16 protein-coding genes are annotated in these 16,150 nt (G+C 44.1%); 8 read left to right on the top strand and 8 right to left on the bottom strand.

From position 1 onward, the window contains the following. Nucleotides 1-157 precede the first annotated feature (157 nt). From ccsB to V7K30_RS16785, 3 genes are all read left to right on the top strand, one after another. A complete protein-coding gene (gene ccsB, locus V7K30_RS16795; protein WP_335001085.1) occupies nucleotides 158-1,231 on the top strand; it encodes a c-type cytochrome biogenesis protein CcsB in 1,074 nt (357 codons plus the stop codon). A 105-nt stretch (nucleotides 1,232-1,336) separates the two neighbouring features. Continuing rightward, nucleotides 1,337-1,645 carry a KGK domain-containing protein gene (locus V7K30_RS16790; RefSeq protein WP_335001083.1) on the top strand — a complete coding sequence of 103 codons (309 nt, stop codon included), beginning with the start codon at nucleotides 1,337-1,339 and terminating at the stop codon, nucleotides 1,643-1,645. A gap of 226 nt (nucleotides 1,646-1,871) precedes the next feature. After that, nucleotides 1,872-2,180: a KGK domain-containing protein gene (locus tag V7K30_RS16785; RefSeq protein WP_335001081.1), complete on the top strand. Its 309-nt coding sequence runs from the start codon at nucleotides 1,872-1,874 to the stop codon at nucleotides 2,178-2,180. A 60-nt stretch (nucleotides 2,181-2,240) separates the two neighbouring features. Here the strand turns inward: V7K30_RS16785 and V7K30_RS16780 are convergent, their stop codons facing one another. Then, complete coding sequence (locus V7K30_RS16780; RefSeq protein ID WP_335001360.1) at nucleotides 2,241-3,773, bottom strand: SagB/ThcOx family dehydrogenase; 1,533 nt, start codon at nucleotides 3,771-3,773, stop codon at nucleotides 2,241-2,243. Nucleotides 3,774-4,013: 240 nt separating this feature from the next. Continuing rightward, entirely contained in the window at nucleotides 4,014-4,862 is an 849-nt protein-coding gene (locus tag V7K30_RS16775; RefSeq protein WP_335001079.1) for a M28 family peptidase, read from the bottom strand. Between the two features lie 317 nt (nucleotides 4,863-5,179). On the opposite strand from V7K30_RS16775, the gene dnaK reads away from it, so the two are divergent. From dnaK to V7K30_RS16750, 5 genes are all read left to right on the top strand, one after another. Continuing rightward, entirely contained in the window at nucleotides 5,180-7,270 is a 2,091-nt protein-coding gene (gene dnaK / locus V7K30_RS16770; protein ID WP_335001077.1) for a molecular chaperone DnaK, read from the top strand. A 149-nt stretch (nucleotides 7,271-7,419) separates the two neighbouring features. Continuing rightward, nucleotides 7,420-8,415, top strand: coding sequence for a J domain-containing protein (locus V7K30_RS16765; protein ID WP_335001075.1), 996 nt, complete (start codon nucleotides 7,420-7,422; stop codon nucleotides 8,413-8,415). Between the two features lie 294 nt (nucleotides 8,416-8,709). Continuing rightward, a complete protein-coding gene (locus tag V7K30_RS16760) occupies nucleotides 8,710-9,234 on the top strand; it encodes a J domain-containing protein (RefSeq protein ID WP_335001358.1) in 525 nt (174 codons plus the stop codon). 38 nt (nucleotides 9,235-9,272) lie between these two features. Continuing rightward, complete coding sequence (locus V7K30_RS16755) at nucleotides 9,273-9,545, top strand: DUF3143 domain-containing protein (protein ID WP_335001073.1); 273 nt, start codon at nucleotides 9,273-9,275, stop codon at nucleotides 9,543-9,545. Between the two features lie 232 nt (nucleotides 9,546-9,777). Then, a complete protein-coding gene (locus V7K30_RS16750; RefSeq protein WP_335001071.1) occupies nucleotides 9,778-11,190 on the top strand; it encodes an eCIS core domain-containing protein in 1,413 nt (470 codons plus the stop codon). Here the strand turns inward: V7K30_RS16750 and V7K30_RS16745 are convergent. The 6 genes from V7K30_RS16745 to V7K30_RS16720 all read right to left on the bottom strand — a co-directional run bounded on the left by V7K30_RS16745 (nucleotide 11,184) and on the right by V7K30_RS16720 (nucleotide 15,772). Beyond that, nucleotides 11,184-11,309 (bottom strand): hypothetical protein, encoded by a 126-nt coding sequence (locus tag V7K30_RS16745; RefSeq protein WP_335001069.1) that lies wholly within the window; start codon nucleotides 11,307-11,309, stop codon nucleotides 11,184-11,186. The two genes, V7K30_RS16750 and V7K30_RS16745, sit on opposite strands and share 7 nt — an antisense overlap. Nucleotides 11,310-11,321: 12 nt before the next feature. Next, entirely contained in the window at nucleotides 11,322-11,720 is a 399-nt protein-coding gene (locus V7K30_RS16740) for a hypothetical protein (protein ID WP_335001067.1), read from the bottom strand. Nucleotides 11,721-12,154: 434 nt separating this feature from the next. Further along, entirely contained in the window at nucleotides 12,155-12,904 is a 750-nt protein-coding gene (locus V7K30_RS16735) for an isoprenyl transferase (protein WP_335001065.1), read from the bottom strand. Continuing rightward, nucleotides 12,901-13,824, bottom strand: a complete 924-nt coding sequence (gene cdaA, locus V7K30_RS16730) for a diadenylate cyclase CdaA (RefSeq protein WP_335001063.1) — start codon at nucleotides 13,822-13,824, stop codon at nucleotides 12,901-12,903. Before cdaA ends, V7K30_RS16735 begins: the two co-directional genes overlap by 4 nt. A 234-nt stretch (nucleotides 13,825-14,058) precedes the next feature. Then, nucleotides 14,059-15,477 (bottom strand): diaminopimelate decarboxylase, encoded by a 1,419-nt coding sequence (gene lysA, locus V7K30_RS16725; protein ID WP_335001061.1) that lies wholly within the window; start codon nucleotides 15,475-15,477, stop codon nucleotides 14,059-14,061. A gap of 115 nt (nucleotides 15,478-15,592) precedes the next feature. Further along, nucleotides 15,593-15,772: a hypothetical protein gene (locus V7K30_RS16720; protein WP_335001059.1), complete on the bottom strand. Its 180-nt coding sequence runs from the start codon at nucleotides 15,770-15,772 to the stop codon at nucleotides 15,593-15,595. Nucleotides 15,773-16,150 lie beyond the last annotated feature (378 nt).

Here is a 16,150-nt window from a genome sequence, read left to right as displayed (position 1 = left end):
CGATATCATCTGTAGCAACCTGAAAATGAAATGGTATTAAAAATTATTAACTGATAACTCTTAACTTCTAACTTTCTCCTGTTTCATCACCCTGTAAGCATATAGGATCAGAACAGTCAGAATCCATATTTTAAATCATCCACGGAGAGAACACTTTATGAATCTGGTTGTACTCCAGAACTGGCTGGACAATGCCTCCTTTGCCATATTATTCCTGACAATGCTGGTGTATTGGGGAGGAGCGGCTTTTCCGAATCTGCCTTATCTAGCCGCTTTGGGGACAGCTGGGATGGCGATCGCTAATTTGTGCATGGCGACTCTATTAGGGGCAAGATGGATAGAAGCTGGTTACTTTCCTTTAAGTAATCTTTATGAATCCCTGTTTTTCTTAACTTGGGGAATTACCACCGTCCATCTGATTGCTGAAAGTAGTAGCCGTAGCCGCTTAGTAGGAGTTGTTACAGCTCCAGTGGCAATGGCGATCGCTGCTTTTGCTACCATGACATTACCATCCCAGATGCAAACGTCAGAACCCCTAGTACCTGCCTTGAAATCAAATTGGTTGATGATGCATGTCAGCGTCATGATGTTGAGTTATTCTGCTTTGATGGTGGGTGCGTTATTAGCGATCGCTTTTTTAGTGGTCACTCGCGGTCAAAACATTCAACTACAAGGCAGTTCTGTAGGTAATGGTGGCTATCGCAGCAATGGCTACCGCTTGCACAAAGCAGCTGAACTAATTTCTCAACCACCAGCCTCTCCTGTCGAAAATAACGGCTTTGCTCGTTTTGAAAGTAGTAGCAACGGCAACGGTAACGGTAACATCGCTGTTTTGGGTTTAGTCACAACAACCTCAATCCAAAATCCAAAATCCGAAATCCAAAATTCGGAACCCCTTTCACCCCAGCGCCTTAGCCTTGCCGAAACCCTCGACAACATCAGCTATCGCATCATCGGGCTAGGATTTCCCCTACTGACAATTGGCATCATTGCCGGTGGCGTTTGGGCTAACGAAGCTTGGGGTTCCTACTGGAGTTGGGACCCTAAAGAAACTTGGGCATTAATCACCTGGTTAGTGTTCGCCGCCTACCTGCACGCCCGAATCACTCGCGGTTGGCAAGGGCGTCGTCCCGCAATTTTAGCCGCCACCGGCTTTGTTGTTGTTTGGGTTTGCTATCTAGGTGTAAATCTTTTGGGTAAAGGTTTGCATTCTTACGGTTGGTTCTTTTAATAACCTTACCCCTAAGCCCTCTCCGCTGGCGGAGAGGGAGAAAGGAGCAGATTAAAATTTACTACTATCTCTTGGAAATTATAAGTTTGGTTGCAGGAGATTGATATGGAAAATGGATTTGAACATCTAAATCATGATGAAGTTGTGTCTTTAGAAGCAAACACTTTTAATAATTTAGATATTTCTAAAACTTTTAAAGTTGGTGATTTCCTTGTAGCTATTAAAGAATATGTCAATGCAAATAATACAAATGAAGCTCGTTTATATAGCAAAGGATTAACTTGTGAAGTTTTGAAATTAGGTGCCCAAGGATGGAAAAAAGGAAAAGTTAGACTCGCTTTAGAATTTTGCCCTGATGAACCGGAATCGCTACTTGATGACATCCGCCAGCAACTCAGACAAGTTGAAAATTAATACCCAATCAGCTATGTCTACGACGGGCTATTGAGCGTCGCACTAACGTTAATGCCATAGTTACTGAAGGAACTAGGGGCTGGAGTAGTGTATTTATTCCATCCTGATGAAAACAAACCGTTATAATTTTTTATACTGAGTAGCACTAAATCTACAAAATCATCATTTTATTTCGGATGAACTGCTAAATCTGTAGAAAGTATAGATTTAGTGACAGGAGATTTTTATGGAAGATGGATTCGAGAGACTGAATCACGATGAAGTTGTGTCTATAGAACCAGACACTTTTAATAAGTTAAATATTCCTAAAACTTTTAAAGTCCGTGATTTGATTACAGCAATTAAGGAATATATTGGAGCAGATGAGACAGATGAAGTAAATTTGTATACCCAAGGATTAAATTGTGAAGTTTTGCAGTTTAGTACTCAGGGATGGAAAAAAGGAAAAGTTAGACTCGCTTTAGAATTTTGTCCTGATGAATCTGAATCACCACTTGATGAAATTTTTCAGAAACTCAAACAAGTAGAAAACTAAAATTATTTGTAATTGATAATTGTATTATCAATTACAAACTTTGCGCCTCTGGGATTATTTTTATCTTGGGCGTCCCAATGTAGTGATATATAAAACAGCTTCATCAGTAGGAATACCCAAAACTTCATTTACTTGATCATCAAAGAATCCACCGATCCCACTGACACCTACATTCAGTTGCATTGCGGCTAAATTCAGGCGTTGTCCCAAATGACCGGCATCCATATGTAAGTAACGGTAAACGCGATCGCCATATTGGGCGATCGCAGCTTTCAGATCAGATGTATGAAACAACACCGCTGCTGCATCCCGGCCTAATTCTTGTCCCAAGCAGAGGAAATGTAACTCTTGCCGGAAATTTTTAAACCGAATTTGGCGTAATTCTTGCGCTTTGGGCGCGTAATAGTAACAACCCGCATCCAATCCTTTGACTCCGCAAACAGCAATGAATGTTTCTATTAAATTCAAATCAAAGTAGTCTGGAGAAATATCTAAACTTTGATCGATGTAATTTTGCGGTTGGTAAGTGAAATCGAGTAAACTTTTCAACTCATCGAAGGTTAAATCATCACCATTGTAGGCGCGGGTAGAGCGTCGCTTGTACATAGTGATTTCCAGTTCTGACAGCTTTTTTCCCCAATCTATGGGTGCTGTGGTGGTGGGAATTTTTAAACAGAAAGGAAAATTGTATTTATCCTCCAAAGATTTTTCTTGTTTGATAGTTGGTAGATTGAGATTGCCAGTTATACCTGATTGGATCTGGGTGTGTCGATGGAAATATGTCAGTAGTTCGCCATCCGGGATTTGGGGATAACTAGTTTCGGTGGCGGAAGGTAAAGCAGTACATCCCAATGGCAAATTTTGATTGACATCTAACAAGTCTGCCAGAGGTAAGACAGCGATCGCACCTTCTTGTTGCGGATCGATATAAAGCAGATCGTTTACCGATTCATCCACAAAACCGCCGATTAAATGGGGGCGATAATCAGTAATAGCAGCAGCCAATTCGATATTGCCCAACAGGTGTCCCGCATCTAGAAAAATTCGGCGGTAAGCCCGATCTTCATAGCGCCACGCAGAACGATAGAATACCGCAGTAACAATAATTGCTAGTTGGGTATTTTCTAGGGAAGGATGCCAGAAACAAGCTGCTTGCAGAGTTTGCCAAACCTCACTTTCCCAATAATGCATCAGAGAATGAGTCCGACACTGGTAGTTATATAGTCCAGGTGGCAATAACGCCGTGCCACGGGAAACCACATACACCTCAGCAGGGTATAATCCGCCGGCACTGGGAGCAGCGCGTAAATACACCGCACTACCCATAGAAGGCATTCTCGCTGTCAATCCATAGCTGCGAAACAGCAACCGTGAAAGTCTTTGCCACCATTGAGCATCTGGGTTATTAGCAAATGCCTCGGCTTTTTCTTGAATATAGGGTTTGAGATCAAAAGTAGAGCCAATTTTGTACTCTTTGAAAGGCACTGGCTGTTTAGTCCAGTCTAATTGCTGATGTTTGGAGGCGAGAGTCTCAGGATTGTATTTAGTTCGTTCGTGGTAATGCTGGGCAATTGATTGGTGTAATTCTGGCATAGTACTTTTAATATCCTTGGGGCATCCTTTTTTGATCTTGGCATTCATTAGCCTCATTGTTTCGTGTCAATTGGTACAATCCTCATAGTCACAAAGTGATAATTGGTAACAACTGCATTGGGCATGGGGCATTGGGCATTGGGCATCTGGTGAAAAATGAATGTAGAGACGTAGCACTGCTACGTCTCTACAAGGATTCTGGATAACGCATATTTAATTTCTGGACATGTCTAATATTTTTCACAATCGCCGAATCGCAATTTCCAACCCTTCACATACACCGCTAAGAAAATCTAAATCCAAACTAGCGATCGCATCACTAGGTTTGTGATAATGGGGATTTCGCAAGAATGCCGTATCTGTAACCATAATTGCGGGATAACCCAAATCCCAGAAAGGTGCATGATCACTAAGTCTGGTTTGGGGAACTATTAAACCTCGATTCGGCACGGGTAGCCATTGACTAGGTACGCCAGTTTTGCGAATATTACGGCTCATGCCAATTAAGTCAGGCAATGTCCGCAAATTGCCAATTAAAGCAATAAAATCTCCTTTATCTGGGTAGAAGCGTTCCAGAGGAGGAGGGTAACTTTGGGAACCAGGCGTAGAATCCTTATAGCCCAACATTTCTAGGGAGATCATTAAGCGTAGCTGTTGCTTTTGTTGATGCAACAGCGCTGCATAATCAGCGCTACCCAATAAGCCGTATTCTTCCATATCGAAAGCAACCAGCCTTAAGGGATATCTTACAGGCTCGACAGCAAACTTTCGGGCCAATTCCAGCAACACTGCCACACCTGTAGCATTATCATCAGCCGCAGGTGTTCCCGGAACGCCATCATAATGAGCGCCAATTAAAATAGGTGGCAAATCCTTTTTTTGCCCTCTAGCTCGTCCAGGTAAATTTAATATCAAGTTCTTACAAGCTTTACCCCTGACTTCAAAGGTGTGGATTTCCACACCCCCCCATTGAGAAAATTCCTGCCGGATGTATTCTTGGACAAAAAAATGTCCAGCCGTTGCCATGTAAGGATCGCGTTCTCGCGCGATCGCACTCAGGGAAGTTTGTAATCGCTCTGTTAAATTCAAATCTTTAAAATAGTGGCAATATTAGAGTTTTCAGGCACTTAAAGAAGCAGAACAAGTATTATTAAGATGCATTTACAAACTTGCAGATCCAGTGCATAGAAGTATCTGGATAACAAGAATTGAGGCTGCTTGGACACACCAATCATCGTCAATGCTATCCTAGTCTTGCAACTATCTCCTTTAGCTGCACTTCTTAGCTTACTGCCTTAATGATGACTATTATACCATTGAGGTCTTTTAATGCTATAGCACAAAGCTAGAAGTAGTTCCGCCCAATCATAATAAATATATAAGACACTTTAGGAGAAGAGTAACGCATGGGCAAGGTAGTCGGCATCGACTTGGGTACAACCAACTCAGTAGTCGCCGTTATGGAGGGTGGCAAGCCGGTGGTGATTGCCAATGCAGAAGGAATGCGAACAACCCCCTCCGTAGTTGGCTTCAGCAAAGATGGTGAAAAGGTGGTTGGGCAAATGGCACGGCGACAAACGGTACTCAATCCCCAAAATACCTTTTTTGCAGTGAAACGCTTCATTGGGCGCAAGTATGGCGAACTTAACCCAGATTCCAAGCGTGTACCGTATACCATCCGCAAAGACGAAGTAGGTAATATTAAAATTGCCTGTCCCCGTCTGAATAAAGATTTCGCCCCAGAAGAAATTTCGGCAATGGTGCTGAAGAAATTGGCAGACGATGCTAGTCGCTATTTGGGTGAACCAGTCACAGGGGCAGTGATTACAGTCCCCGCTTATTTTAACGATTCTCAGCGGCAGGCAACCCGCGATGCTGGCAGAATTGCCGGTTTAGAAGTACTGCGGATTCTGAATGAACCGACTGCTGCATCTTTGGCTTATGGATTAGATCGGGGTGACACGGAAACTATCTTAGTATTTGACTTGGGTGGTGGCACTTTTGACGTGTCGATTTTAGACGTTGGTGATGGGATATTTGAAGTCAAGGCTACCAGTGGAGATACGCAACTTGGTGGGAACGACTTTGACAAAAAAATAGTAGATTGGTTAGCAGAGCAATTTCTGGAAACAGAAGAGGTAGACTTAAGACGCGATCGCCAAGCTTTGCAACGTCTGATGGAAGCGGCGGAAAAAGCCAAAATTGAGCTTTCTGCTGTCAGCGTCACCGATATTAACTTACCCTTCATCACCGCCACTGAAGATGGCCCCAAACATCTGGAAACTCGTCTAACTCGTTCCCAGTTTGAAGGCTTGTGTGGTGATTTGGTGGGGCGCTTGCGGACACCAGTGAAACGCGCCCTCAAAGATGCCGGACTCTCACCTAGAGATATTGAAGAAGTGGTGTTAGTTGGCGGTTCTACACGGATGCCAATGGTGAAGCAGCTAGTGCGGGACTTGATTGGTACAGAACCTAACGAAAACGTCAACCCCGATGAAGTTGTGGGAGTGGGTGCAGCAATTCAAGCAGGCATTCTCGCAGGCGAACTCAAAGATGTGCTGCTTTTGGATGTCACACCCCTTTCTATGGGATTGGAAACCATCGGCGGCGTGATGAAAAAACTTATTCCCCGCAACACCACCATCCCAGTCCGTCGTTCTGACATTTTTTCCACGTCTGAAAATAACCAAAATACTGTGGAAGTTCACGTAGTCCAGGGCGAACGGGAAATGGCAGCAAACAATAAGTCTCTAGGACGCTTCAAGCTGTATGGCATCCCGCCAGCACCACGAGGAATTCCCCAAGTTCAGGTGTCATTTGATATTGATGCTAACGGTATTTTACAGGTGACAGCTTTAGATAGAACTACTGGGCGAGAACAGAGTATCACCATTCAAGGCGCTTCCACCTTGAACGAGTCGGAAGTGAATCGGATGATTCAGGATGCTCAGAAATACGCTGATGTCGATCGCGAACGTAAAGAAAGAGTAGAAAAGCGGACTCGTTCTGAGGCGTTGATTTTCCAAGCAGAACGACAACTTAGAGAAGTAGCACTGGAATTTGGTATGCAGTTTGCCCGCAGCCGCCGCCAAAGAATTGATAATATTTGCCGACAACTAAAAGAGAGTCTTAAGGAAAATAGCGATCGCGGTATTGACCAAGCCTACGCTGACTTGCAAGATGCTTTGTATGAGCTAAACCGGGAAGTTCGCCAGTCTTATGCTGAAGACGAAGACGACGACTTGTTTGGTACTATCCGTGACATCTTTACTGGTGATAAAGATAAAGAACGCGAACCTGTGCGAGATACATATCGAGAACGCGACTCCTATGGTAAGGACTATGGCAGAGATTACGGCAGAGATTACGGTAAAGACTATGGCACAGACTATAGCCGAGACAGTCGTTCTTCCTCTTCTGATAGCCGTCCTCCACGCAAATCCCGTCCCAGTTACCAAGATAACTGGGATGATGAAGAAGACAATGATTGGTTGTAGTACTTTTAATCAAAGTGAGAAGTGAGAAGTTAGGAGTGAGAAGTTAAAAATTAAATCTTTCAACTCCTAACTCCTGTACAGACGCGATTAATCGCGTCTCTACTCATAATTAATCAAAAATCTAAAATCTAAAATTTAAATAACTGACTATGCAAAATTTGCCGAACTTCCGCGATTACTATGAGATTTTAGGAATAACTAAAGAGGCTTCTAGTGAGGAAATAAAAAAGGTTTATCGGCGGTTAGCAAGGCAATATCACCCCGATCTGAATCCGGGTAACAAAGAATCTGAGGAAAAATTTAAGGATATCGGCGAGGCTTACGAAGTTCTTTCAGATCCAGCAAAGCGATCGCAGTACGACCAGTTTAGCCGCTACTGGAAGCAAAAAGGCTTTGCGGGCAACAAACAAACACCAAAGGCTAAAACTTGGCAGAGTAGTCAAGGCGAGCGCAACAGTAATCAGGACGTAGATCCAAGTCAATTCTCCGACTTTGAAAGCTTTATTAATCAAGTTATCGGCGTCAAAAATAAGAATGGCACAAGTAACTCCAATAATGCCAATACTAGCGATCCGTTTCGTTCCCCCAGAACAAAAGTTGCCTACACCGTTAACACTCCACCTCGCACAACCCGGCGGGATATAGAAGCCAGATTAACCCTCCCACTCGAAAAAGCTTATCAAGGTGGCAATGAACGCATTCGTTTGGAAGATGGGCGATCGCTAGAAGTTAATATGCCTCCAGGGATGGTGACAGGTCAAACCATCCGTTTGCGGAACCAAGGCGTTGGTGGTGGCGACCTCTACTTAAAAATTACTGTTGAGCCTCATCCATTATTTAAGCTAGAAGGTTTAAATATCCTCTGTCAAGTCCCAGTTACTCCCAGCGAGGCAGTTTTAGGAGGACAGGTAGAAGCACCAACTTTGGACGGGCCAGTGAAAATGACAATTCCCCCAGCAGTTAGGTCTGGTCAAAAATTTCGACTAGGCAATAAAGGTTACGCCAGCGATGACGGGAAACGTGGCGATCAATTGGTGGAAATTCAAATAGTTACCCCAAAAAATATTAGTCAAGAAGAACGGGAACTGTACGAGAAGTTACGGCAAATTGAAACCTTTAAACCCCGTGCTGATTTAATCCGTTAGGCATGAGATAGCACATCAAGCTATTGATCAAAATAATTACTAACTTATAATTCGTAATTCATTGACCTCAGTCTTCATCTTGAAAAATAGTTTCTATATCTTGTGAGCCGTGCAAGATTACGTGCAATTTCTATGCCTTCGGCTATTGGACGATAAAAAATTATTTAATTTTTTACCGGAAAACTTCGCAACAAAGGAGCCAACTCAGATCGTTCTCTGCCCATTTAAGGATTTAAAATATAAAAAATATCTTTGAGCAAAGTGACTCAAACAGCCGTGAATCACAACGGGGCAATGCCACAAAGCAGTAAACCAACTTATTACTCCCTGCTAGGACTGCATCCCTCGGCATCAGTAATTGATATTCGTCGCGCTTATCGAGAACTGAGCAAACGCTATCATCCTGATACTACAGACTTGCCTACTGCGATCGCCACTCCCAAATTTCAGCAAATCAACGAAGCCTACGCTACCCTTAGCCATCCAGAACGGCGCTTCCGCTACGATTTAAAAATTGGCTATTCCCGCTTTGGAGTGATTCAACCACCCCCTGATTTGAATCATCCCGGATCGCGTTCCTATGACTTGTCAAAATCAGCTTACCTGGATGCGAGCGATCGCCCCCTATCATCTGGCGAAATTTTTGCTTTATTTATGCTGGTGTTAACATTTGTAGGTTGTCTACTACTAGCAGTAGCCATCGGCTTAACTCGTGGTGAGGCTGCTTTCCAAACGCATTTGCTACAGCCAACTCCATCTGTACAACAGCACATTATCCATGTGTCGCAACCAATTACCCGTATGGTAATTAAAAATTAAAAAATTTCCTAATCCAAAATCCAGAATCTAAAATTCCTATGCCTCTTCTTCCCTCTGATACCCCCCTATATAATCATCCTCTGCCACAAATTGAACAGTGGCTAAAAGACCAAGGCTGTCAACAAGACGAAACACAGAGGCATTGCTGGCATGTGCAGCGGCCTAGTTGGCAAGCTGAACTATGGCTCGATGTTGAGCAAATCGTGGTGCGCTATGTCCAATCTGGGGAAAATGGACAAGATGTCCAACGCTCATTCAAATATTCTCTTAGTCGAGATGATGTAGAACAAGCTGTGTTTTCTGGGCCATAAGGAAGTGCTATAGCGGTTCTCGGCCCTTGTGAGGTACAAGAACCCCACCCCCAACCCCCTCCCCGCAAGCGATGAGGGGGCTATGATGTACCTTATGTGATTAGGAAACGCTATAAGTACAATTCACCCTAAATTTAGACAAAAGTCGATAGCGATCGCATTTCGATAAATTGTAAAATTTGCTTGGCAGTCAGGAATCAGCAACTTTACCAACCAATGCAGGAGGGGTGAGATGAGCGATGTCTACGACGGGCTACGCCCACGCACGTTTGGGCGCAAGAAAGCAAGTACATCTAATTTTTCCAATCCATCGCTTGTCTCACCAACTACTCCAACGCTGGCAAACCCATTCCGTGGCTTTGGTTTACCAACGAATAATGTCATCCAAACAGCAACAAAAGAATCAACCAACCTTCAAGAACCACAGCCTGCTGACGAGCAATCCTTATTATCGGAAGCCATTCAACAACGGTCTTTTGGTCATGACATTAGCCGGATATCTTTGCATCGTCCCCAGGCCAAACTGACGGTGGGAGAACCAGGGGATAAGTATGAGCAGGAAGCGGATTGGGTGGCAAATCAGGTAATGCGGATGGTTGTGCCAGATAAACTTAAGGCTCAAAGCGTACAGCCTGTACAAGATTTGTTGCAGCCTAAATGTGCAGATTGTGAGGAAGAAGACAAAGTACAAACTAAGTCATCGATACAACCAGATACTGATGGGCGCTTTCAGGCAGGGGATAATATTGAAAGTCGGCTCAATAGCAGTAAAGGTGGGGGTAGTACGTTGCCAGATGAGGTGCGATCGTTTATGGAACCCCGCTTTGGTGTCGATTTTAGCTCTGTGCGGGTGCATACAGACAGTGAAGCGGTGCAGATGAACCAGGATGTAAATGCCCAGGCGTTTACTCATGGACAGGATCTTTACTTTGGGGCGGGGAAGGCTCCTGCGAAGGATACGTTGACTGCCCACGAGTTGACTCATGTGGTGCAGCAAACAGGCGGAAGGGAATTTCAACGTCAAGAAAATAATCAAGGCACTATTCAAAAATTACCTTCGTGGGAAAAGCTTGCATCTGAAACTGCTTGTGCCCTGATGAGCGATGAACATGTTTATAAATTGTTTAGCGATTTCTATTTTGCAAATCAACCGAACGCACGTCAGCACCTAATTCATTATGTCACTGGTGCTGGTAAGGACTACCCAGAAAATGTAAAGGCTTTGTTTGGGGCTAACCCACGGATTAGATCGCACATTGCCCAACTAATTAACGCTCAGATCGCTAGTGGCAGCACTACCGAAGGCTCAATAATTGGCAAAGGTGCAGATGACGGTCAAGACGCACCTATTGCACAATCTGACTATGACTCGGAAGATTGGCGTAACGCTAATGGCAACATAGATCAAGTTGACTGGCGGTTGATTGGAAAATATGACCCAGTTGGCTATAACAAGTTTCAAATTACGATTAGAGATCCTTATACTTGGCATCCCCTAGAAGCGCGTCCTACACAATGTTTGCATGAGGCTTTTGAACGGCTCAAAAGTAAAAGTGCGGCTGACTACATAACTAAAGGCACGGCAGAAATCATGTTACCTCCCGTCAGTCAATCACCTGATTCGTCGCTCGAATCAGATTATTGATCCCAAACTGTTGTGCGATCGCCCTTGAAAAGGGAGGAAGGCGATCGCAGCTTGGGGAGTTGGGACGAATGCGATCGCAGCTTGCCCAATAAGCAGTTACCGTGTTGCCCGATCACCAACTCTCCGAACTACTATCGGACTAGTAGCAGATCGGGATTGCCGGTGGATTCCTTCGAGAAACCTACGGCGGGCCAAAATATTAGACTGCCACGTTTGCCTGCGAGTTGTATGACGTAGGTTCTGCTGCCCGGATCGAAGAGTGACCACGAGCCTGTAGAACCTGTCTCGCTTTCGATTCTGCCATCTGGCAATAGCTTGATAAGTTTATTATTTTCATCCTCACCAAGTTCATAGCTATGAACACGATAGGTTCCTACTACCTGTGCCGCGTTGGAATCCATTTGGGCAAATTTCACGGCATCAATTGCCTGCACGTTGTAGCGGACTGCGGCTACAATCAGTCCCGACGAAGGAGGGTCAATACGTAAAATGATCTTATTCGCCTGCTTTACATCAAACGGGATAGTCACTTGGCCGTTAGTTGTTGATGGTTCGGCTGCAATGGCTCAAATTCGCGCCAATGTCCGATCACGCTACGGTGTTTCAGACGAAGCATGACCCCACAATTTCGCCTTACCAAACCCGCAATTCAAGACATTGAGCAGATAGCGGATTACATTGCTAGACAATCTGGCTTGGCTCAGTCTGAAGGTTTTTTAAGTAAGCTGGACGTGAAAATTTGCCCAAATTGCTCAGTTCCCTCGTCTCGGACGACAGCGTGATGAAATTTTACCTAGTATCCGTAGCCTCTCAATAGTAGGACTTACGCAAAATATATCTCAAACTCTGATTTCTCCGTGTCGCGCCAGTTGCTACAAGTCGGGGAACCCGCCTAACGCACTGGCTTCTCTGCGCCTCTGCTGTTCGTTATTCCGTAACTCTTGCGTAAGTCCTAAATAGATAATTACACTTTCCCAAACCGCCGTTCCCTTTGCTGGTAGGCACACAAGGCGCGATGAAACTCAGCTCGGTCAAAATCAGGCCAAAGAGTATCGGTGATGTAAATTTCCCCATAAGCCATTTGCCAGAGAAGGAAATTTGAGAGGCGCATTTCTCCACTGGTGCGAATTAACAAATCTGGGTCAGTAATTCCTGCTGTGTACAAGTGGCTCTCAAACACCTGTTCATCAATTTCATCGGGTTGTAGTATACCTTGCTGAACTTGCTTGGCGATCGCCTGACAAGCTTGTAAAATCTCTTGCCGTCCACCATAATTAGTTGCCACTGAAAACCGGATACCGCGATTATCCTTGGTTTCTGCCATTGAACGGGATATTTCTTGTTGGAGCGATCGTGGCAAGTCTTGCAAATTTCCCACAAACTTAATTTGCACATTCTCTTCGACCATTTCCCGCAGTTCTTGGCGCAAAACTCTTTGAAAGAGAGTCATCAAAAAATCCACCTCTTCCTGCGGTCTTTTCCAGTTCTCCGTTGAAAAAGCATAAGCCGTCAGCGCCTGAATTCCCCAATCTTGACAACAGCGAAGTAAATCCTTAAGAGCATCTACTCCTCGCTTATGACCCATAATCCGAGGTAAACCCTGACGTTTAGCCCATCGACCATTGCCATCCATAATCACCGCAATATGCTGGGGCAATAGTTCTCGTTTTAAGTCAGTAGGCAAATCTTGCAGTTTAGTTTGTTGTGCTGTCATTTTTTATCTCGAGAAGCGGTCGATGGTAATCTGAGTAAACGTGAAACCAGTGCTACTGTCTTCCCACCTATCTGACGAACAAAACTCAATAGACCAGGAGCAACAGCTTCCCTATCCACGGTTAGGGACAAAAGAGCCTCTAATGACTCTTTCAGTTTCTTAATCGTTAGCGGTCTATTTAGGGTTCCCCGTTCCGCTAAGGAAATGGAACCCGTTTCTTCAGATACAACAACACAAATGCAATTTTCGACCCGCTCAGTAATTCCCATTGCCGCGCGGTGGCGTGTTCCCAACTGGCGCGAGGCTGTGCGTCCCGAAAGTGGTAAAATTATACCCGATGACACGATCCGTGAGCCACGAATCAATGTTGCTCCATCGTGTAACAAAGTTTTTGGCTGAAAAATTGTTTGGATCAGTTCTTTAGAAACCTCCGCATTTAGCTTTACTCCTGGCACAGAAAAATCCCGCTCATCAATCGGCCCTGTGGTTTCCAAAATTAGTAAAGCTCCAATGCGGTTTTTTGACAATTCTTTAACAGCCTCGACAATTTCATCAATTACACTATCAGATTTGGGGATTGCCAGACGGTCGGGTTGAAATAACTGGCGGAATTCGCCACGCCCTAATTGTTCCAAAAACCGCCGAAACTCTGACTGTAGGGCAACTGCCATCGCCACAGCACAACCAATCACCAACTTTTCCAGTACAAAACTTAGCAGAGGTAGTCCTAATCTGGCACTTAGTGCTGAGGCTAGCATTAAGATAATGAATCCTCGCACCATCCACAGTGTTCGGCGCTCACTAATAATAACTAGTATCATGTACGTCAGCGCCAGCACAAACACAATATCCAGAGTCCCAAGTAGCAAGGACTGTGACCATCCTAGGTTTGTCAGCCATTGCTTCCACCAATCTCTCATGACATCTGGATTACACTTTTGCCTCTAATTTGAGTTATGAGTTAGGAGTTAGAAGTTAGAAGTTAGGAGTTATGAAAAAACCTTTAATTGACAACTCCTAGCTCCTAATCGCAATTCTTTGTGAAACTGCACAAAATCAAGCATGGTGAAACAATTTGCTCAAGCAAATTGTTCAGGAGCAACCTCATAGATAATCGGTATAACTCCTAACTTAAAATTCACAACTCTTAACTCCTAACTTTTAACTCCTAACTCTTGACTTTTTAGCCTTTCTGGTAGGCGATCTTGTCGAATTAAGTCTTGATAAGTTTCGCGTTGCAAAATTAAATTTGCTTCGCCATACGCCACTACGACTGCTGCCGGTCGGGGCAAGCGGTTGTAGTTAGATGCCATACTGTAATTGTACGCACCAGTTCCCATAACTACGAGAATATCCCCTGGTTCAGTCTTTGGGAGTAGGGCATTGTGAATCAGAATATCTCCTGATTCACAATGTTTACCAGCAATTGTGACTGTTTCGGTTAAAGGAGAAGACATTTTATTGGCAACAACTGCCCGATAAACTGATTGGTAAGTAATTGGGCGGGGATTGTCAGACATTCCTCCATCAATTGCCAGGTAGGTACGAATTTCTGGAATGACTTTAGATGAACCAATAGTATAGGCAGTGACGCAAGCTGTAGCAATTAGCGATCGCCCTGGTTCACTAAGTAATTTCGGCAAAGGCAGATTTTCGGCTACACAAGCTTCTTGGATTACTTCACAAATCGCTTTCACCCACTCTTCAATGCTGGGAGGATCGTCTGATTCTGTATACTTAATCCCCAAACCGCCACCAACATTTAACTCTGTAATATTTAAACCATACTTCGCGGCATCCCGCAGCCACTGCACCATGACAGCAGCCAAATCTTGATGCGGTTGGCGCTCAAAAATTTGGGAACCAATATGAGCGTGTACTCCTACGCAATTAAGGGCAGATTGTTGACTGACAAAGGTAAACACCTCATCTAGATCGTTGGGATCAAAGCCAAATTTGCTATCTAAGTGTCCCGTGCGAATATATTCGTGGGTGTGACACTCGATACCTGGAGTTAGCCGTAGCATGATGCGGATTGGAAGAGAGGGTTGGGCTATTTCGACAAGGGTACGCAACTCATACCAGTTATCCGCGACAATGGTGACACCAGACTCGATCGCTAAAGTTAGTTCTTCATGAGATTTATTATTTCCGTGGAGGTAGATCTTATTGGGACTAACACCCGCTTCCAAGGCGGTGTAAAGTTCGCCCCCGGAGACTACATCGATTCCCAGCCCTTCAGAAGCCGCGATCGCACAAACGGCTAAACAATTCCAAGCTTTTGAGGCGTACAATACTTGAGATTCACCCTTGTAGTATTGCTTGAAAGCATCTCGGTATTGCTGACAAGCCGAACGCAGGGTTTCTTCATCTAAAATATATAAAGGTGAACCAAACTGCTCAACTAGGGTTGTGACATCACACCCACCAATTTCCAGGGAGTCATGATGATGAACTCTGGCAGTCAAGGGTAAAAGTTCTTGATTAGGCGATGGATTTGCGCTGGTGTCGCGCTTTTGAGGTAAATATTGACTTCCAGAATGTTGAACCCCAGTGGGGTGAGTCGATACCATAACTATAAAAGTTGTCCTTGTTCAAATTACGGGCTTTGAGTTCGTCTCCCGATTCCCAGTTTACCGGAATTGATGGGCTAACAACAGTAGGCTAAATATCTAGAATTACCTAGATTTAATGGGGATTTTCTAGAATTAACTGATCTACAAAATCCCTCAGTATTTCTTGCCAATCGGGAATATTTTTAAGCCTTTGTTTCTGCCCAACACGACCTTTAAAGCAGATTGGCGATTTATCCAGGCTTTCATCATTTGTTGGCTCCCAACGGTATTCATGACCTTTATTGAATGGCATAGAAAATACTGTATTAAGTGGTATACTAGTGATTGTAGCGTTAAAAGATAAATGAGTCCGCTGACATACTGCAAAGGCTTACCAACACCAGCAGAGGAATTAAATAGTCTAGGGTTCACAGAGGTTGATTGAATAGCCAAAAAGTTATTCATTCCTCCCCGAACTTAGCTATCTATTAAAGATCGGGCATATCTTTCCAAAAATTCACTAAGACTTAATTCTTGTATACAAGCTTGTTTCTTTAGTACTTTCCAAGCAGTATCAGTCAACCATATCCCATGCTTCATTAGAACTCAGTGGAACTGTCACCAGTTTCACTGGTCTTCAAAACCGTGCATGAAAGTTTCCAATTCACACGGCTCCTCAGTGGTTTGGCGC

It is taken from the genome of Nostoc sp. (genome assembly GCF_036917655.1).
GTDB lineage: Bacteria > Cyanobacteriota > Cyanobacteriia > Cyanobacteriales > Nostocaceae > Nostoc.
Note: the sequence above shows the minus strand (reverse complement) of the source record. Positions and strands in the feature narration are given on the sequence as shown.

Excerpts from the sequence above, each read along its gene's own strand:
- V7K30_RS16720 (WP_335001059.1), bottom strand. The coding sequence starts at position 15,772 with ATGCCATTCAATAAAGGTCATGAATACCGTTGGGAGCCAACAAATGAT.
- V7K30_RS16785 (WP_335001081.1), top strand. The coding sequence starts at position 1,872 with ATGGAAGATGGATTCGAGAGACTGAATCACGATGAAGTTGTGTCTATA.
- V7K30_RS16750 (WP_335001071.1), top strand. The coding sequence starts at position 9,778 with ATGAGCGATGTCTACGACGGGCTACGCCCACGCACGTTTGGGCGCAAG.
- V7K30_RS16790 (WP_335001083.1), top strand. The coding sequence starts at position 1,337 with ATGGAAAATGGATTTGAACATCTAAATCATGATGAAGTTGTGTCTTTA.
- ccsB (WP_335001085.1), top strand. The coding sequence starts at position 158 with ATGAATCTGGTTGTACTCCAGAACTGGCTGGACAATGCCTCCTTTGCC.
- V7K30_RS16765 (WP_335001075.1), top strand. The coding sequence starts at position 7,420 with ATGCAAAATTTGCCGAACTTCCGCGATTACTATGAGATTTTAGGAATA.
- V7K30_RS16780 (WP_335001360.1), bottom strand. The coding sequence starts at position 3,773 with ATGCCAGAATTACACCAATCAATTGCCCAGCATTACCACGAACGAACT.
- dnaK (WP_335001077.1), top strand. The coding sequence starts at position 5,180 with ATGGGCAAGGTAGTCGGCATCGACTTGGGTACAACCAACTCAGTAGTC.
- V7K30_RS16760 (WP_335001358.1), top strand. The coding sequence starts at position 8,710 with ATGCCACAAAGCAGTAAACCAACTTATTACTCCCTGCTAGGACTGCAT.
- cdaA (WP_335001063.1), bottom strand. The coding sequence starts at position 13,824 with ATGAGAGATTGGTGGAAGCAATGGCTGACAAACCTAGGATGGTCACAG.
- V7K30_RS16735 (WP_335001065.1), bottom strand. The coding sequence starts at position 12,904 with ATGACAGCACAACAAACTAAACTGCAAGATTTGCCTACTGACTTAAAA.
- V7K30_RS16755 (WP_335001073.1), top strand. The coding sequence starts at position 9,273 with ATGCCTCTTCTTCCCTCTGATACCCCCCTATATAATCATCCTCTGCCA.
- lysA (WP_335001061.1), bottom strand. The coding sequence starts at position 15,477 with ATGGTATCGACTCACCCCACTGGGGTTCAACATTCTGGAAGTCAATAT.